The sequence below is a fragment of the Rhodococcus sp. AW25M09 genome (assembly GCF_000333955.1).
Taxonomy (GTDB): domain Bacteria; phylum Actinomycetota; class Actinomycetes; order Mycobacteriales; family Mycobacteriaceae; genus Rhodococcoides.
On the sequence record NZ_CAPS01000081.1, the window covers coordinates 116,256 to 135,183 of the forward strand.

At 65.6% G+C, this 18,928-nt stretch carries 17 protein-coding genes; all 17 read right to left on the minus strand.

Translation table 11 applies throughout. The annotated features are described in order from the left end of the window. Positions 1-20: 20 nt before the first annotated feature. On the minus strand, positions 21-1,490 hold the full coding sequence (locus RHODMAR_RS16530; protein WP_008716562.1) for an RsmB/NOP family class I SAM-dependent RNA methyltransferase: 1,470 nt from the start codon (positions 1,488-1,490) through the stop codon (positions 21-23). Further along, positions 1,487-2,410: a methionyl-tRNA formyltransferase gene (gene fmt, locus RHODMAR_RS16535; protein WP_008716564.1), complete on the minus strand. Its 924-nt coding sequence runs from the start codon at positions 2,408-2,410 to the stop codon at positions 1,487-1,489. The genes RHODMAR_RS16530 and fmt overlap by 4 nt, the downstream gene beginning before the upstream one ends. A gap of 87 nt (positions 2,411-2,497) precedes the next feature. Then, a complete protein-coding gene (locus tag RHODMAR_RS27600; RefSeq protein ID WP_157226127.1) occupies positions 2,498-3,217 on the minus strand; it encodes a PadR family transcriptional regulator in 720 nt (239 codons plus the stop codon). A 384-nt stretch (positions 3,218-3,601) separates the two neighbouring features. Then, positions 3,602-5,569, minus strand: coding sequence for a primosomal protein N' (locus RHODMAR_RS16550; protein ID WP_198289466.1), 1,968 nt, complete (start codon positions 5,567-5,569; stop codon positions 3,602-3,604). Positions 5,570-5,718: 149 nt separating this feature from the next. Then, positions 5,719-6,933 carry a methionine adenosyltransferase gene (gene metK, locus RHODMAR_RS16555; protein ID WP_008716572.1) on the minus strand — a complete coding sequence of 405 codons (1,215 nt, stop codon included), beginning with the start codon at positions 6,931-6,933 and terminating at the stop codon, positions 5,719-5,721. 145 nt (positions 6,934-7,078) lie between these two features. Beyond that, positions 7,079-8,332 carry a bifunctional phosphopantothenoylcysteine decarboxylase/phosphopantothenate--cysteine ligase CoaBC gene (gene coaBC / locus RHODMAR_RS16560; protein WP_008716574.1) on the minus strand — a complete coding sequence of 418 codons (1,254 nt, stop codon included), beginning with the start codon at positions 8,330-8,332 and terminating at the stop codon, positions 7,079-7,081. 23 nt (positions 8,333-8,355) lie between these two features. Continuing rightward, positions 8,356-8,661: a DNA-directed RNA polymerase subunit omega gene (gene rpoZ, locus RHODMAR_RS16565; RefSeq protein WP_008716576.1), complete on the minus strand. Its 306-nt coding sequence runs from the start codon at positions 8,659-8,661 to the stop codon at positions 8,356-8,358. 72 nt (positions 8,662-8,733) lie between these two features. Continuing rightward, positions 8,734-9,348, minus strand: coding sequence for a guanylate kinase (gmk, locus tag RHODMAR_RS16570; RefSeq protein ID WP_042939569.1), 615 nt, complete (start codon positions 9,346-9,348; stop codon positions 8,734-8,736). Between the two features lie 5 nt (positions 9,349-9,353). Beyond that, positions 9,354-9,674, minus strand: a complete 321-nt coding sequence (gene mihF / locus RHODMAR_RS16575) for an integration host factor, actinobacterial type (protein ID WP_008716579.1) — start codon at positions 9,672-9,674, stop codon at positions 9,354-9,356. Positions 9,675-9,888: 214 nt separating this feature from the next. Further along, a complete protein-coding gene (gene pyrF / locus RHODMAR_RS16580; protein WP_008716581.1) occupies positions 9,889-10,719 on the minus strand; it encodes an orotidine-5'-phosphate decarboxylase in 831 nt (276 codons plus the stop codon). Further along, entirely contained in the window at positions 10,716-14,057 is a 3,342-nt protein-coding gene (gene carB / locus RHODMAR_RS16585) for a carbamoyl-phosphate synthase large subunit (protein WP_008716583.1), read from the minus strand. The genes pyrF and carB overlap by 4 nt, the downstream gene beginning before the upstream one ends. After that, a complete protein-coding gene (gene carA / locus RHODMAR_RS16590) occupies positions 14,057-15,187 on the minus strand; it encodes a glutamine-hydrolyzing carbamoyl-phosphate synthase small subunit (protein ID WP_008716584.1) in 1,131 nt (376 codons plus the stop codon). The genes carB and carA overlap by 1 nt, the downstream gene beginning before the upstream one ends. Further along, the gene (locus tag RHODMAR_RS16595) at positions 15,184-15,690 is read right to left on the minus strand and encodes a PH-like domain-containing protein (protein WP_008716586.1); all 507 of its coding nucleotides are present in this window, start codon (positions 15,688-15,690) and stop codon (positions 15,184-15,186) included. Before RHODMAR_RS16595 ends, carA begins: the two co-directional genes overlap by 4 nt. A gap of 4 nt (positions 15,691-15,694) precedes the next feature. Beyond that, complete coding sequence (locus RHODMAR_RS16600) at positions 15,695-17,011, minus strand: dihydroorotase (RefSeq protein WP_008716588.1); 1,317 nt, start codon at positions 17,009-17,011, stop codon at positions 15,695-15,697. After that, the gene (locus tag RHODMAR_RS16605) at positions 17,008-18,021 is read right to left on the minus strand and encodes an aspartate carbamoyltransferase catalytic subunit (RefSeq protein ID WP_008716590.1); all 1,014 of its coding nucleotides are present in this window, start codon (positions 18,019-18,021) and stop codon (positions 17,008-17,010) included. The genes RHODMAR_RS16600 and RHODMAR_RS16605 overlap by 4 nt, the downstream gene beginning before the upstream one ends. Then, on the minus strand, positions 18,018-18,605 hold the full coding sequence (gene pyrR / locus RHODMAR_RS16610; protein ID WP_008716591.1) for a bifunctional pyr operon transcriptional regulator/uracil phosphoribosyltransferase PyrR: 588 nt from the start codon (positions 18,603-18,605) through the stop codon (positions 18,018-18,020). The genes RHODMAR_RS16605 and pyrR overlap by 4 nt, the downstream gene beginning before the upstream one ends. Positions 18,606-18,745: 140 nt before the next feature. Continuing rightward, positions 18,746-18,928: transcription antitermination factor NusB (locus RHODMAR_RS16615; RefSeq protein ID WP_008716593.1), on the minus strand; the 183-nt coding region annotated here is incomplete at its 5' end.

Sequence of the window (18,928 nt, forward strand, 5' to 3'; positions counted from 1 at the left end):
TGGTCACATGCTCGTGCTGGTCACATCGGCTTACGCAGCGCCGCCATGAACATCGCGTCGGTGCCATGCCGGTGCGGCCACAGTTGTACGGAAGTCCCGTCGCCCAACTGTGGGACTCCCGGCACCAGTTCACGAGTATCGAGCTGCTCGACGCCGTAGCGACGAACCGCGTCGGCGACGACGGCGGTGGTTTCCGACAGGTGCGGCGAGCATGTCGAATACAGCACCACCCCACCGGGTCTCACCAGATCGATTGCGGCTGCCAACAGTTCTTTCTGCAGTGTCACCAGGGCCGCCACGTCGGACGGTTGTCGACGCCACCGAGCCTCGGGCCGGCGGCGCAGAGCCCCGAGTCCGGTGCACGGAGCGTCGACGAGCACTCGGTCGTATCCGCTGTCGAGTCCGGATGTCCGACCGTCCACGGTGTGCACCGTCACCGGGAGGTCTTTCGTCGTCTTCGACACCAGGTCGGCGCGATGCGGTGTCGGCTCGACGGCATCGACTCTCGCACCGTCGATACCGGCGATTGCACCGAGCAAAGCAGCTTTTCCGCCTGGTCCGGCACAGAGATCGAGCCAGCGGCCACCGTCCTCGCCGACGAGTGGTGCGAGGGTGAGCGCCCGGCCGACCAGCTGACTGCCCTCGTCCTGAACTCCGGCAAGTCCGTCACGGACGGCGTCGAGCTTTCCCGGATCACCGCCGTCGAGATGTACGGCATACGGAGAATACAGTCCTTCTTCTCCCCCGGTGATCAGCGCCAACTCCTCGGCGGAAATCTCCCCGGGCCGAGCGACCAGGTGGACCGAAGGGCGTGCATCGTCGGCCTCGAGTACGGAGGCGAGTTCACCGGCGTCTGCGCCGAGCGCATCGGCGAAAGCCTGGGCGATCCACTTGGGGTGCGCGTACTCGAACGCGAGATGGCCGACCGGATCGACGTCCGCGGCGGGAGCGAGCTCGTCCACCCACTGTGCGGCTGTGCGTTCGGAGACGCGTCGCAGTACCGCGTTGACGAAACCTGCCTTGCCGGTGCCGAATTCGGACCGGGCGAGGTCCACCGAGGTGGCGACGGCGGCGTGCGGTGCCACCCGCGTCCGCAGGAGCTGATAGGAACCGAGCCGCAGAATGTCGAGCAGCGGACCATCGATCTCACCGGCCGGCCGGCCGGCCGCATGGGCTATGACCGCGTCGAGCACCCCGCGAGCTCGGGACGCACCATAGGCGAGTTCGGTTGCCAGCGCGGCATCGCGAGAGTCCAACTTGCGCTCTCGCAGCAAACCTGGCAGCACGAGATTGGCATATGCATCCCGCTCGCGAACCGCCTTCAATACGTCTCTTGCCGCCCGTCGCGCCGGATCGATCGCGTCGACGGCACGTGGATCCGCGCCCTGTGGAGGCCGGTTTCCCTTCGGGCCCCTGGCCCCGGGAGATTTCTTGACGACCTTGCGGGGTCGACTCGACTCGCGCTTACGCGGCCTGTCCGGTTCTGTCATCGCGCTACCGCCGTATCGTCCAGCCGAGCGCCGCGCGCCCAGTCGAGTGCCTTCATCAGCTTCTTGCCCTGCGGTTGAATATCGCCGAGAACGACTGCTGTTGTGCCTGTTCCGATGTGCACGCCGGATTTGCGAATCGCTATCTCGCCCGGGGCCAGCGTGTCCTGCGAGAGCTGTACCGGGGAGACCTTGACGCGGAGTTCCCCGATTGTCGTCCAGGCTCCGGGAGCGGGCGAGACCGACCTGATGTGTCGATCGACGAATGCCGCGGAGCGGGTCCAGTCGATACGTGCGGCATCGACCGTCACTTTGCCTGCGTACGAGACACCGTCATCGGGTTGCGGCCGCGCAGCCGCGGTGCCGTCCTCGATTGCGTCGAGGGTGGCCGAGAGCAGATCAGCTCCGCTCGATGCCAGTCTGCCGAGTAGATCACCGGTGGTGTCGGTGTCGCGGATTCTCTCGGTGGCCACACCGAGTACCGGACCGGTGTCCATTCCAGCGTCGAGCAAGAACGTGGAGGCACCTGTGATCTCATCCCCTGCTGCGATGGCGGCCTGCACCGGCGCCGCGCCACGCCACGCGGGCAGCAGCGAGAAGTGCAGATTGATCCACCCGAAGCGCGGAATGTCGAGTACCGGCTGGGGCAGCAGTGCGCCGTATGCGACCACCGGACACACATCGGGTACCAGGTCGGTGAGCTGTGCGAGAAAATCCGGATCCGAGGGCTTCTGCGGAGTGAACACCGCAATGCCGTGCTCGTCGGCAAGTTGCCCGACCGGTGATCGAGCGGTCTTTCGCCCGCGGCCGGCTGCGGCGTCGGGGCGGGTCAGCACCCCGATCACCTCGTGGCGTTCGGACTCCAACAGCCGTCGCAGGGACGGCACCGCGGGTTCCGGCGTTCCGGCAAAGACAACGCGCACTCTTGCAACTCCCTGGGACGAACGAATCCATGTCGGTTGTTCATCCTAGGGAGTCGCGAGTGCCATGGACGATTCCGCACCTGCCCGTCACATCGAGTCGGGAGCGGGAGCCGTGCCGTCGGGTCTCTGATCGTTCGGTTCGTCCTCGGCGAGGATGCGGTACAGCGACCGACGTGCTTCGGTCAGGATCTCGGCGGCTTGCTCGACCTGTCGCATCGTGCCGACTCCTGCCACCTGCCCGGCTGCCCCCATCAACTGGCCGATGAGGGCACGCAGGTCCCGGGCGTCCACGCCGACGGAGTCGGCGACGTCGTCCCACGGACTGCCCAGGTCGGCGCGATGGTCGTCGACGTAGGTGCGACCCTCTTCGGTCAGCTTCGCGGTCTTGCGACCGGCTACCTTGTCGATCAGCACCAGACCCTCGTCCTCCAGCTGGGACAGAGCCGGATAGATCGAACCCGGGCTCGGCTTCCAAGTGCCGTTGCTCTTCTCGGCGATCTGCTGGATCAGTTCGTATCCGTGCATCGGACGGTCCTCGAGCAGAAGAAGAATTGCGGCGCGTACGTCACCGCGTCGTCCTCGTCCGCCCCGTCCCCGGCCGCGACCGAAATCTGCATTCGGCCCGAAGCCACCTGCGCCGAAACCAGCCGCTCCGAAACCGCCGGTTCGCATACCCTCCCGACCTCGCCCCGACGGAGCTCCCGAACTTCGTCTGCCCCGTTCACCGTGCCCTCTCCTACCGCGGCCGCGCTCACGCCGATCGTCGCCATCCTGCGGGGGCTCATCGTCGTTGTGCGCGACCCACATCTGAAACGGCGCGCTGCGCATGTGTGCGCGACCGCCCTCACCGCCTGCGAACGGCCCTGTTCGGGGTCCGCGCCTGCGTCCGAATTCATGTGCAAATCCCTCGAATGCGTAATTCACTGTCGTTCTCCTTCGTATCGATTGACAGGTCGACGATATATCGGCGATATGAGTTCCGCAAGGTCCAGAGGTAACCTCCTTTATCCTGACTATCACGCACCCCGGCACTGTCGAACGAACTCGACTGCCGCTGCACCACGCCCTCATGGGTGTCGTAGGAATCGACGTGGTGGGACGCACCTACGGACCGGTGCCCGACCGGACATGGAGTCCAGATCGGTCACATTCTCGACGCCGCCATCGGCCGAAACGACACCGACGGCAGGGTCAGCCGATCCGAATCGGATCGATCTGCACCCGCACTCCCGCGCCGAGCTTCTTGGCGCTCCGAGATGCCTGTGCGGTGGCCAGTGCCCGTGCGAGCGCCGCTCCGGTGCTGCGCGGCACGCGGATCAGCAGTCTCTGCACTTCGCCGGAGAGTGCGTCCTCTCCGCTACCGGCCGGAGCCCGCTGTCCGTCCGGCAAGTCGACGGGTCCGAGGATCTCCACCGACTCGGGGAGGTCGGCGCTGTCCACCAGTGCAGTGATCGCGTCGGTGGTGCCGTCGATCGCCGCGACGTGCACGGCCGGCGGAAAGCGCACCTCGACACGCTCGTCCAACTGACTTCGGGCATGCCACAACGGATCCCAGCGAACCAGAGCCTGCACTGTGGGAATTTCGGACTCGGCCACGACCACCACCCGGCCACCTGCCGATCCCGGTCTCACCATGGCTGCGGCCGTCATCCACCGCCGCAGAGTCTCCTCGGCGGCGCGTAGGTCCGCTCGACCGAGCAGGGCCCACCCGTCGAGGAGCAGAGCCGCCCCGTAGCCACCCTCGACCGTCGGCTCGGCACCCACGGTGGACACCACCAGCGCCGCACCAGGTCGAACGGCGTCGAGCACAGCCGCACCGCCCGAGTTGTGCACCGGCACGGCTGGAAACGCCCGTCCGAGTTCCTCGGCCGTTCGTCCCGCTCCGATCACGACGGCACGGAGATTGCGCGACCCGCAGACCGTGCAGCGATGTGCAGCGTCCGCGATGCCACACCACGAGCATGTCGGACTGCCCGCACCGTCGCCGTCCGCAGCGGAGGGCAACGCCAACGGACCGTTGCACCGGCGACACCGCGCCGAATTGCGACACTTGGCGCACGCCAGAGATGGGACGTACCCGGAACGCGGAACCTGCACCAGGACAGGGGTATCCGCTTTGAGGGCGGCGCGAGCGGCCTCGAAGGCGATTGCCGGCAACCGTGCGACACGAGCAGCGGGATCCCGCGCGAGGGCATGATCGGAGTCGGCCAGCGCCACCACGTGGGGTTGACGCGCGCGGATCATTTCACGCGAAGCGACCAGATCGTGTGCCCACCCGGAATCGACGAGCGCTTCCGCCTCCGCCGTGCGCGAGTGTCCCCCGATCACGATCGCAGCCCCGGACACGTGAGCGCGAAGCAACGCCACCTCACGTGCATGCGGATACGGCGATCGGGGCTCGGCGAAGCTGTCGTCGCCGTCGTCCCAGATCGCAATCATGCCGAGCGTGGACACCGGAGCGAAGACCGCACTGCGCGTACCCACCACGACGATCGGTCCGGATCGCAAGCACCGCAACCATTGCCGGTACCGCTTCGCCGGACCCAAACCGGCGGACAATGCCACGACGCGGTCGCCGCCGAGCAAAGCCGTGCACGCCGTCTCGAGGCGATCCAGATCACGCTGATCGGGTACGACAACCACTGCGGACCGACCGCCGGCCACAGTCACGGCCACCGCCTCCGCCAACCGAATCGGCCACTGCTCACCGGGTAGCGCCTGCCACACCGCACGCGGGAATCGCCCCGACGCCAAGGCGTCCAGAAAATTCGAACCGTGGGTGTATGCCGACCACGCTGCTCGGTCGACAGCAGGATCGTCCGAGGATTCGACGGCGGGTGGGACTTCTGCTTCGACCCGCGCATGGCGGGCCGGAATTGCCAGACGCAGAACGTCCGCTCGCGTACCTGCGTAGCGATCGGCGACCGCCGCGGCGAGCTCGGCGATTTCCGGAGTCAGAACCTGCTCCGCCGACACCACCCGATCGAGCCATCCGAGCTTGCCGGAATGCTCACTTTCGGCCAGCCTGGCCAACAGGAAACCGTCTACCAGGCGACCTGCGAATCGCACTCGAACACGAACGCCCGGCTGTGCATCACCGCTGAGTTCCTCGGAAACGAGGTAGTCGAACTCGCGGTCGAGATGCGGCAGCGGCAACATCGGGAGAATGCGCGCGATCGGTAGATCCGACGCCGCCACCCGTGCTGCGACCGCCACCGCACCTCCTTCTCGACTTGTCCTGACCACTCTCGAAGCGGAAGCACCGAGCCGGTGCGAGCAGGGTACGCGCAGGACCGTCTTCGATGTGCTTACAGACCGGCAGCATCCCGGAGCTTGTCGGCGCGATCGGTGGACTCCCACGGCAGATCGATGTCGGTACGACCGAAGTGACCGTACGCAGCCGTCGGGGCGTAGATCGGCCGCAGCAGATCCAGATCGCGAATGATGGCGCCGGGCCGCAGGTCGAACACCTCGCTGATCGCAGCGCGGATACGAACAGGATCGGTCTTCTCGGTGCCGAAGGTCTCGACGAACAGCCCGACCGGTGCCGCCTTACCGATTGCGTACGCCACCTGGACCTCGATCCGATCGGCCAGTCCCGCTGCGACGGCGTTCTTGGCAACCCATCGCATCGCGTAGGCCGCACTGCGATCGACCTTGGACGGATCCTTACCGGAGAACGCTCCACCGCCATGCCGTGCCATGCCGCCGTAGGTGTCGACGATGATCTTGCGACCGGTCAGCCCGGCATCACCCATCGGGCCGCCGAGTACGAACTTTCCGGTGGGGTTGACCAGCAACCGCACGTTCGAGGTGTCCAGGGTCGGCACGTTCAACTCGGCGAGAACCGACCCGAGCACCTTCTCCCGAACATCCGGAGTGAGCAGGTTGTCGAGGTCGATGTCGGCCGCATGCTGGCTGGAGATCACCACGGTATCGAGACGTACCGCATTGTCGCCGTCGTATTCGATCGTGACCTGAGTCTTGCCGTCCGGGCGCAGGTACGGCAGCACGCCGCTCTTGCGAACCTCGGTCAGCCGTCGAGCGAGACGGTGCGCCAACGCGATCGGCAACGGCATCAGCTCGGGGGTGTCGGTGTTGGCGTAACCGAACATCAACCCCTGGTCCCCCGCGCCCTGACGGTCGATCTCGTCGTCCGACAGTCCTTCGACCCGAGACTCGTGCGAATGATCCACGCCCTGAGCGATTTCGGGAGACTGCGCTCCGATGGCAACGTTGACGCCGCAGGAGTTTCCGTCGAATCCCTTGGCAGACGAGTCGTACCCGATCTCGAGCACCTTCTCGCGCACGATCTTCGGGATATCCGCATATGCGGTGGTGTTGACCTCACCCGCGACGTGCACCTGACCAGTGGTGACCAACGTCTCGACGGCGACCCGGGCTCGCGGATCCTCCGTCAGCAGAGCGTCGAGAATCGAATCGCTGATGGCATCACAGATCTTGTCGGGATGACCCTCTGTAACGGACTCACTGGTGAAAAGCCGACTACCGGACGTGCTCACGGACTTCCTCTCGACGCATGTTGCTGCCGACCCGACGCGATGCGTCGGCCGAGCACTCTACTGAAATTGACGTTCCCTCGGTGTTATCGCCCCGGACGGAATCCGGCAAACCTCTACGGGCGACATCGCCTGTGCACCCTCGGCATCATCGCGGGTTGGAGGTAGGTCGGGGCGCACGGGCATCGAGCATAGTCACCACCGAATCGAGCACGCGGCTCGCAAGGAGAGCTTTCGAGCCCTCTCCCAGGGCGGACTCGGAACCGTCGGATCGGAGCAACCATCCATCGTTGTGGTCGACCTCGAACGCCTTGCCGTCCCCCACTGCATTGACCACGAGCAGGTCGCAGCCTTTGCGCTCGAGCTTGGTCCGCGCGTAAGTCAACACGTCTCCGTTCGCATCACCGGTTTCGGCGGCGAATCCAACGATGACCGTCGACGATGGAAGTTCGCCGTCGCGTCGGGCCGCGACCAAGCCCGCAAGAATGTCGTCGTTGCGGATCAACGGAATCGACGACGGTTCGTCGGACCCCTTCTTGATCTTGCTGCCCGCGATGGACTCGGGGCGGAAGTCTGCGACGGCGGCCGCCATCACCACCGCATCGACGCCGACCGAGTACTTACGAACCGCGTCCTGCATGTCCGATGCGGTCTTGACGTGGACGACGTCGACCGCGGCCGGGGCGTCGAGGTCGCTGGTGTAGCCGGCGATCAAGGTCACCTGAGCGCCACGCTGAGCAGCTACTCGCGCCAGCGCGTACCCCTGTTTGCCGGAACTGCGATTGCCGAGGAACCGCACCGGGTCGAGTGGCTCGCGAGTCCCGCCGGCGGACACGAGCACATGTCGACCTTCGAGGTCTCGCGGAAGCGCATCCGCTCGTTCGCTCAACAGCATCGACAGTGCGAAGATCTCGTCCGGCTCCGGCAACCGACCTGCGCCGGTATCTTGCCCGGTCAGACGACCGGATGCCGGTTCGATCACGTGCGTTCCGCGCGAGCGAAGCGTGGCGACATTGGCGACCGTGGCCGGGTGCTCCCACATCTCGGTATGCATTGCCGGTGCCAGAACCACCGGGCACCGCGCGGTCAGCAGAGTGGCGGTCAACAGATCGTCGGCCCGCCCGCCCGCTATCCGAGCCATCAGATCCGCGGTGGCCGGAGCCACCACTACGAGGTCGGCCTCTTGACCCAGGCGGACGTGCGGGACCTCCGGCACGTCCGCGAAGACGCCGGTGTTGACCGGGTGACCGGACAGTGCCTCGAACGTGGCACGTCCGACGAATTCGAGGGCCGACGAGGTCGGAACCACTCGTACCTTGTGCCCGCTCTCGGTGAAGCTACGGATGAGTGAACAACTCTTGTAGGCGGCGATACCTCCGCCGACTCCGACGACGACGTGCAAGTCAGGTGTCCTCTGTGGGGTTCTTATTCGCCTTCGGTGTGCTCGAGAAGATCCGCGTGGATCTCTCGGAGTGCGATCGACAGCGGCTTCTCCTGCAGACCCGGCTCGACCAGCGGTCCCACGTACTCGAGGATGCCGTCACCGAGCTGGTTGTAGTAGTCGTTGATCTGGCGCGCACGCTTGGCCGCGTAGATCACCAAGGCGTACTTGGACGACGTGCGGGCGAGCAACTCGTCGATGGGCGGATTGGTGATGCCGAGCGGCGTGTCGTAGGCCGGCAGAGCGCTGCGTCCGTCGAAGTCGGAAACGGCCGCTGAAGTGCTGCTCACTGATGATCTCCTGAAATTGCATCGTTGATACTACGAACTAGCTGGTCGAGGCCTCGTGCGCCGTGTGAATGGTCAGCTGTTTCCGACCGACGACCTACCGACCAACAAGGATACCAACTGTTCGCACGAATGGTCGACATCGGTATTGACAACCACCGTGTCGAACTCGTCCTGCGCGGCCAATTCCACCCGCGCGGTCTCCAGTCGCCGTTCGGTTGCCGCGCTTTCCTCCGTCGCACGTCCGACCAACCGAGAGACCAGGTCTTCCCACGTGGGCGGAGCCATGAACACCAACAGGGCCTCCGGCTTGGATACGCGCACCGCGCGGGCACCCGCCAGATCGAGCTCGAGCAACACGGGGCTTCCCGCCTCGAGAGCGGCATCCACAGGTGCAGCCGGAGTCCCGGAACGCTGCAGCCCACCGTGGATGCTCGCCCACTCGAGCAACTCACCGTCGGCGATCATCCGATCGAACTCGTCCGCCGACACGAAGTGATAGTCCTGGCCGTCGGTCTCACCCGGTCGAGGGGATCGTGTTGTCACCGACACGCTGAAGACGAGCTCGGGCAACGCCGCGCGGACGAGCCGAACCACACTGGATTTGCCGACGCCGGAGGGGCCGGACAGCACCACCAATCGACCCCGTTCCTTCGATGGGACCGCTGCGGCCGCAGCGTCAGTGCTCACTGCCGTCAGGCCTCGAAATCGAACTTCGTCAGCAGCGCCTTGCGCTGCCGATCGCCGAGACCGCGGAGTCGACGGGTGGGTGCGATCTCCAACTCCGTCATCAATTCAGCGGCTTTGACCTTGCCCACCTTCGGTAGCGCCTCGAGCAGAGCGGACACCTTCATCTTCCCGAGAATCTCGTCCGTCTCCGCGTCGGTGAGCACCTGCTTGAGGTCGGTCCCACCACGCTTGAGACGCTCTTTGAGCTCGGCGCGAGCCTTGCGGGCGATAGCTGCCTTCTCGAGGGCAGCGGCACGCTGCTCGGGGGTCAACTGGGGAAGGGCCACTGTCGGTTCCTCCGTCTTCTCGTTCGGGGCGATCCGGCGTATCGGACGATTTCGGCACGCCGACCATGGTTGTTCCGCCGCCATGTATCGCAGCTCCGGCCCTCGGCAGTCGGCTGGGGCGATCCATTTCGTTCGTCGGCGGCGTTAGCGACCGTACCGACGCCTGGCGTTCACCGCTAACTCACCCCCGGATGCCGGACCGACGCAGCATCGTCTATGCGAGACCGGCTTCGACCTCGTCGCGCAGACGTCTCGCCGCGTCGCGCAGAGCCGTCACCGATGGGCCCGCGGCCAGGACGCCGCGTGAGGAGTTGGGGAGCAACAGCTCACGACAATCGCGGAAGATGTCCGCGAGATCGGCAACCGTCGCTCCCTGCGCTCCCAGACCGGGCGCCAGAACAGGGCCGGAGTACGCCGACAGATCGAGACCGTGATCGCGCGTGGCTCCGACGACCAACCCCACGGTGTCGGCATCGACACGATTGCGGGCTGCTGCCGCATCGACGATCGATTGAGCCACCGATCCACCGTTCGAGGTCGTGGCTTGCTGCAGGGCCGACCCCTCCGAATTCGACGTCCGAGCGAGTACGAACAGACCGCGATCGTGCCGCACCGCCCGTTCGACGGTCTCGCCCAGCGAATCGAAACCGAGGTACGGCGACACCGTCACGGCATCGGAGGACAACGGCGACTCGGGCTCGAGCCACGCGTGCGCGTAGGCGTCCATCGTGGTGCCGATGTCGCCGCGCTTGGCATCGGCGATCACCAGCGTGCCCGCATCCCGCAACACACCGACAGTGCGCTCGAGCACCCCGTAGCCGGCTGCACCGTATGCCTCGAAAAATGCCACCTGCGGCTTGACGATCGCTACCTCACCGACGAATGCCTCGACGCACAACTCGGCGAACACCTCGAGACCGTCCGCCGAGCGTGGTAACTCCCAGGCTTCGAGCAACGCGGGATGCGGATCGATACCGACACAGAGCCGACCTCGCGCCTGCACCGCCGAACGCAACCGATCCGACCAACTGTGGCGATGGGTCACGGCGCGATCAGCCCCTCCTTCAGCCCGGCATGCAGGTCCTGCAGCGAGCGAACTCCGATTCCCCCGGCGATTGCCGCCTCGATTCCCTGCACGGCTGCTGATGCACCCTGCACCGTGGTGATGCACGGAATGTTCTGCGCCACCGCGGCGCTGCGGATCTCGTATCCGTCGACCCGGGGGCCGGAGTTGCCGTACGGAGTATTGATCACCATGGCGATATCGCCGGCCAGGATGCGGTCGACGATGGTCCGCTCGCCTTCTGGTACGTCCTCACCCGATTGCTTGTAGACCTGCTCACATTTGATTCCGTTGCGCCGCAACACATCTGCGGTCCCCTCGGTTGCCAGGATCGTGAAGCCCAGATCTGCGAGCCGCTTGACCGGGAAGATCAGCGACCGCTTGTCCTTGTTCGCTACCGACACGAAGACCGCGCCGTCTGCGGGCAGCGAGCCGTACGCGGCGGTCTGACTCTTGGCGAAGGCGGTACCGAAATCGAAGTCGATACCCATCACCTCACCGGTCGACTTCATCTCCGGACTGAGCAGGGTGTCCACCCCGGTTCCGTCCGCCCGGCGGAACCGGTTGAACGGCAACACCGCTTCCTTGACTGCGATCGGGGCTCCCGCCGGAACGGTGCCGCCGTCGCCGGACTCCGGCAGGATGCCCGCGGTGCGCAGCTCGGCGATGCTCTCCCCCAGCATCACGCGGGCGCAGGCCTTCGCCAGTTGCACGGCGGTCGCCTTGGACACGAACGGCACTGTGCGGCTCGCACGCGGATTGGCCTCGAGGACGTACAGAATGTCGTCCTTGAGCGCGTACTGCACGTTGAGCAGACCCTGCACACCGATTCCCTTCGCGAGGGCTTCGGTGGATCGCCGCACGTTCTCGAGGTCGGTCTTGCCGAGGGTGATGGGCGGTAGCGCACAGGCCGAGTCCCCGGAGTGAATACCGGCCTCCTCGATGTGTTCCATGATGCCGCCGATGTACACCTCGGTGCCGTCGCACAGTGCGTCCACGTCGATCTCGACTGCATCTTCGAGGAAGCGGTCGACCAGGACAGGGCGGTCGTCCGAGATCTCCGTCGCGTTGGAGATGTACGTCGCGAGCGACGCCTCGTCGTACACGATCTCCATGCCACGTCCGCCGAGTACGTAGGAGGGTCGCACCAGCACCGGGTAGCCGATGCCTGCGGCGATCTCGCGGGCTCCGTCGAATGTCGTCGCGGTGCCGTACTTCGCAGCGGGCAGACCTGCCGCATCGAGCACCTTGCCGAATTCACCACGGTCCTCGGCAAGGTCGATCGCTTCGGGTGACGTTCCGACGATGGGCACGCCTGCAGCCTTCAACCGCTTCGCCAAGCCGAGCGGGGTCTGACCGCCAAGCTGCACGATGACCCCTCGTACCGTGCCCGACGCGGCCTCGGCCCGGTACACCTCGAGGACGTCCTCGAACGTCAGTGGCTCGAAGTACAGGCGGTCGGCGGTGTCGTAATCGGTGGACACGGTCTCGGGGTTGCAGTTGACCATGACCGTTTCGTAACCGGCCTCGGACAGCGTCAGTGCCGCATGCACACAGCTGTAGTCGAATTCGATGCCCTGACCGATGCGGTTGGGACCCGAGCCCAGGATCAGCACCTTGGGACGGTCCGGCTGCGGGGCAACCTCGGACTCGGCCTCGGGGTCGAGTTCGTAGGTGCCGTAGTGGTACGGCGTCTTGGCCTCGAACTCCGCCGCGCAGGTATCGACCGTCTTGTAGACCGGGTGCACACCGAGCTCGTCGCGCAGCGCGCGCACACCGTCCTCGCCGTCGAGCTCGGGGCGCAGCGCAGCAATCTGGCGGTCCGACAAACCGTGATACTTGGCCTGGCGAAGCAGCGCCTCGTCGAACTCGGCGGCCTCGCGAACCTGGACACCGAGTTCGTGGATCTGCTGGAACTGGTCGAGGAACCACGGATCGATCTTGGTGGCCTCGAACAGCTGCTCGAGGGTGGCACCGAGGGCGAATGCCTTCTCGATCCCGTACATCCGACCGTCCTGCGGAACGGACAGGTCCTTCAGCAACGCGTCCAGACTTTCTTCCTCGACCTCCGGGCCGGTCCAGTAACCCGCGCGCTTGGTTTCCAGCGAGCGCATCACCTTGCCGAAGGCCTCGGTGAAGTTGCGGCCGATGGACATCGCCTCACCGACGGACTTCATCGTGGTCGTCAGTGTGCCGTCGGCACCGGGAAACTTCTCGAACGCGAACCTCGGTGCCTTGACCACCACGTAATCGAGGGTCGGCTCGAAACACGCCGGAGTTTCCCCGGTGATGTCGTTGACGATCTCGTCGAGGGTGTACCCGATGGCCAGCTTGGCGGCCATCTTCGCGATCGGGTAGCCGGTCGCCTTCGAGGCCAACGCCGACGAGCGCGATACGCGGGGGTTCATCTCGATGACGACGAGTCGGCCGTCCGCCGGGTCCATCGCGAACTGGATGTTGCAGCCGCCGGTGTCGACGCCCACCTCACGCAGAATGTCGATCGAGAGGTCCCGCATCTTCTGGTACTCACGGTCGGTCAGTGTCATCGCGGGCGCGACTGTCACCGAATCGCCGGTGTGGACGCCGACCGGATCGACGTTCTCGATGGAGCAGACGATGACGACGTTGTCACGACCGTCGCGCATGAGCTCGAGCTCGTATTCCTTCCAGCCGAGGATCGATTCCTCGATCAGGACATTCGCCGACGGTGACGCGGCCAGTCCGCCGCCGGCGATCCGGGTCAGGTCCTCGTCGTTGTACGCCAGACCCGATCCGAGACCGCCCATGGTGAACGACGGACGCACGACGACCGGGAAGCCCAACTCGGCGACGGCGCTACGGACCTCGTCCATCGTGTAACAGACGGCTGACTTGGCGGATTCACCGCCGACCTTGGCGACGATGTCCTTGAACTTCTGCCGGTCCTCGCCCCGCTGGATGGCGTCGAAGTCGGCACCGATCAGCTCGACGCCGAACTTGGTGAGAATTCCCTGATCGTGCAGTGCGACAGCGGCGTTGAGCGCCGTCTGTCCACCCAGGGTGGCGAGCACGGCCTGGATGGGGTGGCCCTGTTCGGCCTCGCGAGCAAAGATCTTCTCGATGAACTCGGCCGTGATCGGCTCGACGTAGGTGGCGTCGGCGAACTCGGGGTCGGTCATGATCGTTGCCGGGTTGGAATTGACCAGGCTGACGCGAAGCCCTTCCTCTCGGAGCACCCGGCAGGCCTGCGTGCCCGAGTAGTCGAACTCGCAGGCCTGCCCGATGACGATCGGGCCCGATCCGATGACCAGTACGTGGCTCAGGTCTGTACGGCGTGGCATTACTTGCTCTCCTGAAGGACGCTGGTGAAACGGTCGAAGAGGTAGGCGGCGTCGTGGGGACCGGCCGCGGCCTCGGGGTGGTACTGCACGGAGAAGGCGCGGCCGTCGATCAGCTCGACGCCCTCGACGGTGCCGTCGTTGGCGCACGTGTGCGAGATGCGAGCGCGACCGAAGGCGGTATCGAATTCCTCGCCTGCTTCGCCCTCGAGGGCGAACCCGTGGTTCTGCGCGGTGATCGCGATGCGGCCGGTGGTGTGCTCGATCACCGGGATGTTCATGCCTCGGTGACCGAACTTCATCTTGTAGGTGCCGCGGCCGAGCGCCCGGCCGAGTATCTGGTTGCCGAAGCAGATACCGAACAGGGGCAGCTCACGTTCGAGCACTCCCCTGGCCAGCGCGACGCTGGTATCGGCCGTCGCCGGGTCGCCCGGTCCGTTGGAGAGAAAGACGCCATCGGGCTTCAGCTCGAGAACCTGATCGACAGTGGTGCTCGAGGGCACCACGTGGACCCGAATGCCGCGCTCGGCGAACATCCGCGGCGTGTTGGTCTTGATGCCGAGATCGACGGCGACCACCGTGAATCGAGCGTCTCCGGACGGCTCGATGGTGTATACGGCCCCGGTGGTCACTTCACCGGCGAGATCCGCCCCGAGCATCGAGGGTTGACCGATCACCTGCTCGAGCATCTCGTCCGAGGTACCGAGTGCGTCGCCCGAGAACACTCCCGCGCGCATCGATCCCCTGGTTCGCAGATGCCGCACCAGCGCGCGCGTGTCGATGCCTGCGATACCCACGACGTTCTGCGCCTCGAGCTGATCCTGCAGGGTTCCGGTCGAACGCCAGCTCGACGTGCGGCGCGCAGGATCGCGCACGACGTATCCGGCGACCCAGATCTTGTTCGGATCCTGGGCGCTGGCAGCTTCACCGTCTTCCTGGTTCCAGCCGGTATTTCCGATCTGCGGCGCAGTCGCGACGACGATCTGTCGGTGATAGCTCGGGTCGGTGAGTGTTTCCTGGTACCCGGTCATTCCGGTGCAGAACACCGCCTCACCGAGGGTGCGCCCCTGCGCGCCGAACGTGGTGCCGCGGAATGTCCGGCCGTCCTCCAGAACAAGAACTGCGCTGCTCACGCGGTTTCCTCCTTGGTTTCTCCGGTGGCACTCGCTGTCCACACCGGGTAGATCTGCTTGTCGTCGGCCCGAAAGCCGGTGTCTATCTCGGTCCCCGTGGGCAGCTCCCAGCGGATGACCAGGAGCCCGTCCTTGGTCATGACCTTGCCGGCCAACCCGCGTTCGGTGCGGATTGCCCGGATGGACTCGTTCGGAATCCAGATCGGCGACTCGCCGTTCCGATCCAGGAGAATCCCGTTCTCGTGTCGAGAGAGCTCGCCGGTGGCCCGGTGACCGATGTCGCCGACGGCGATGCGATCCTGCCAGCTCGGCGCGATGGTGCTGCCGACGTACAGGCCGGTGGCCGGCTCGATATGGGTGGTACCCAGATCGTCGGGCACGACCGGAAATTCACCGATTCGCTCTTCCTGACGCTTCTGCCGTCCGCGCCAACCCCAGAAGATCAGCGCGATCATCAGCGCCCAGAACACGACGAACCCGATGACGATGAGAACTCTGTCCACGGCGCTACTCTCCTGCTCTGCTCGCCACGGCTGCGTCGCGGACGGTGATTCGTCCGCGCAGCACTGTCGTGGTCACCTTCGAGGAGAACGTCATGTCCTCGAACGGTGTGTTGTGCGCGACGCTGGCGAGGTTCTTGCCCGACACCGTCCAACTCGCATCCGGATCCACCAGCGTGAGATTCGCGATTTCACCGACCTCGATGGGCCGGCCCTGGTCGGTCAATCCGACTATCTCGGCGGGACGCTCGCTCATCACTCGCGCCACGCCTCGCCAATCGAGCAAACCGGAGTTCACCATCGTGTCGACCACGATGGAGAGCGCCGTTTCGAGACCGAGCATGCCGGGACGCGCGACCGAGAATTCACAGCACTTGTCCTGCTCGGCGTGCGGCGCGTGATCGGTTGCCACACAATCGATCACTCCGTCGGACAGCCCCTTGCGCAGGGCTGCTACGTCGGACGTCTCGCGCAGCGGTGGGTTCACCTTGTTGATCGCGTCGTAGGTCTCGAGTCGCGAGTCGTCAAGCAACAGGTGGTGCGGAGTTACTTCGGCGGTGATCGAAATCCCCTGCCCACGAGCCCATTTCATCAGCTCTACCGTGCCCGCGGTGGATGCGTGGCAGATATGCACCCGCGCACCCGCATCACGAGCGAGCAAAGCATCGCGCGCGACTATCGATTCCTCGGCCGCTCGCGGCCAACCGGCCAGCCCGAGCCGCGCCGCGTTCGGTCCCTCGTGCGCGACGGCACCGACTGTCAACCTCGGCTCTTCGGCGTGCTGAGCGATGAGTACGCCCAGCGAACTGGAGTACTCCAGCGCGCGACGCATGATCAGTGGATCGTCGACGCAGTGTCCGTCGTCGGAGAACATTTTCACCCCGCCGATGCCCGCCGCCATCGTGGCCATCTCGGCGAGCTGCTTTCCTTTCAACCCGACGGTGATCGCTCCTACAGGATGGACGTCGACGAGGCCGACTTCCTGTCCGCGACGCCAGACGTGATCGGTCACGACCACCGAATCTGCGACGGGGTCGGTGTTCGCCATCGCGAACACTGCGGTGTACCCACCCAGAGCCGCTGCGGCGGAGCCCGATTCGATGGTCTCGGTGTCTTCACGGCCGGGCTCGCGGAGGTGCGTGTGCATGTCGACGAAACCGGGCAGCAGAATCTGACCTCTGGCATCGACCACGTCTGCGCCGTCGGCATCGAGATCGGACCCGATTCCGACGATCTCCTCGCCGGTGATCAGGACGTCGGTTTCGGGTCCCTCTCCGTAGACCAGAACGCCCCGGAGCAGGACAGAGGGCGTGGATGCGCTCATGATGCGCCTCCGTCCGAACCGACCAGCAACCGGAACAGCACTGCCATCCGCACGTGAACTCCATTCGTAACCTGTTGCAGGACTGCAGTTTTCGGAGAATCAGCCACCGAAGAGGCGATCTCCATACCGCGAAGCATCGGACCTGGGTGCAGCACCACCGCATGCTCGGGCAGCAGGTCCAGTCGGCGCTGCGAGAGTCCGTAGGTGATCGAGTACTCACGCGCGGACGGGAAGAACCCGCCGTTCATTCGCTCGGCCTGCACTCGCAGCATCAGTACTGCGTCCAATCCGGGCAGTTCGGCGTCGATGTCGTAGGACACCCGCACGGGCCAGCCGCTGACCCCGATGGGGAGCAGAGTGGGGGGCGCGATCAGCACGACCTCGGCTCCGAGCGTGGCCAGCAGGATCGCATTCGAGCGCGCCACCCGGCTGTGCAGGATGTCGCCGACGATCGCAATCCGACGGCCGGCGATGTCACCGAGTCGTTGACGCAAGGTGAGTGCGTCGAGCAGCGCCTGGGTGGGATGTTCGTGAGTGCCGTCGCCCGCATTGATCACCGCCGGGCCGCCAGCAGGAGTGGAGCCAGCGGAACGACCATCGAGGCCAGGAGTGGAGCCAGCGGAACGACCGTCTACGCCGGATCCCTGACCGGCGGTCCACTGGGCGATCTGGTGTGCGGCACCGGACGCCGGGTGTCGGACGATGAGCGCGTCGGCTCCGGCGGCGCGCAGCGTCATCGCTGTGTCGCGGAGCGACTCCCCCTTCGACACCGAGGAGCTGCTGGCACTGACGTTGATGACGTCGGCGCTCATCCACTTTCCGGCGACTTCGAAGGACACTCGCGTGCGGGTCGAGTTCTCGAAGAACACCGTCATGATGGTGCGTCCGCGCAGGGTCGGCAGCTTCTTGACCTCGCGTCCGAGCAGAGCCTGCTCGAAGCGTTCTGCTTCGTCGAGGATTTCGGTGGCGGACTCGATCGTGAGGTCGGCAACCGAGAGCAGATGCTTCATCGAGCCGAGCCTCCCTCGGACAGGCTGACGCCGTCGCGGCCGTCGTGCTCGGAGAGCAAGACCGACACGTCCTCGGTGCGAGCGGTGGGTACGTTCTTGCCGACGTAGTCCGCGCGCAGGGGCAGCTCACGATGTCCCCGGTCGATCAGCACCGCAAGTTGCACAGCTCGGGGACGACCGAGGTCTCGTAGGGCATCGAGAGCGGAGCGGACGGTTCGCCCGGAGAACAGGACGTCGTCGACCAGCACCACCAAGGCGTCGTCGATACCGCCGGACGGTACCGACGTCCGTTCGAGTGGACGGTGAGGCTTGTTCCGCAGATCGTCGCGGTACAGCGTGATGTCGAGTGAACCGAGCGGGGGTCGCACTCCGGAAAATGCCTCGATGCGATCGGCGAGGCGCTCCGCCAGGGTGGTACCCCGGGTGGGGATGCCGAGCAACACCACACGTGGTGAGTCGGGGGCATCGAGCGCGGTCTTCTCGATGATCTGGTGAGCCATGCGGGAGATGGTTCGTCCCACATCGGCCGAGGACAGCAATTCGCGAACGGCGGGGTCCGCAGACGGGCTTTCGGGCGCAGGCAAACTACGACCTCCTTCTCCGCCTCTCTGGACGGATCGTTAAAGGATGTCTGAACAAGAACTGCATAGAGCCTAGCAACGCTCTGCGAACCGCACTCACCAGGCTCGCAGAGCGTTCGGTCACAAAACCGTGAAGGGGTCCGTCACTGTTCGGCGTCGACGGACGCAGCACCGGGCACGTCGGGCTGCGGACGGCTCGATACCGCGGCCGCTGCGGCTCGTACCTGAGGCGCAACCAGCACTATCTGACCGAGCACTCCGTTGACGAAGCCGGGCGAATCATCGGTGGACAGCTGTTTTGCCAGCTCGACGGCCTCGTCCACGGC

Bases quoted from the DNA above. Each gene is read 5' to 3' on its own strand.
- RHODMAR_RS16530 (WP_008716562.1), bottom strand. From the start codon at position 1,490: ATGACAGAACCGGACAGGCCGCGTAAGCGCGAGTCGAGTCGACCCCGC.
- RHODMAR_RS16600 (WP_008716588.1), bottom strand. From the start codon at position 17,011: ATGAGCGCATCCACGCCCTCTGTCCTGCTCCGGGGCGTTCTGGTCTAC.
- RHODMAR_RS16605 (WP_008716590.1), bottom strand. From the start codon at position 18,021: ATGAAGCATCTGCTCTCGGTTGCCGACCTCACGATCGAGTCCGCCACC.
- RHODMAR_RS16550 (WP_198289466.1), bottom strand. From the start codon at position 5,569: ATGTTGCCGCTGCCGCATCTCGACCGCGAGTTCGACTACCTCGTTTCC.
- carB (WP_008716583.1), bottom strand. From the start codon at position 14,057: ATGCCACGCCGTACAGACCTGAGCCACGTACTGGTCATCGGATCGGGC.
- RHODMAR_RS27600 (WP_157226127.1), bottom strand. From the start codon at position 3,217: ATGTGGGTCGCGCACAACGACGATGAGCCCCCGCAGGATGGCGACGAT.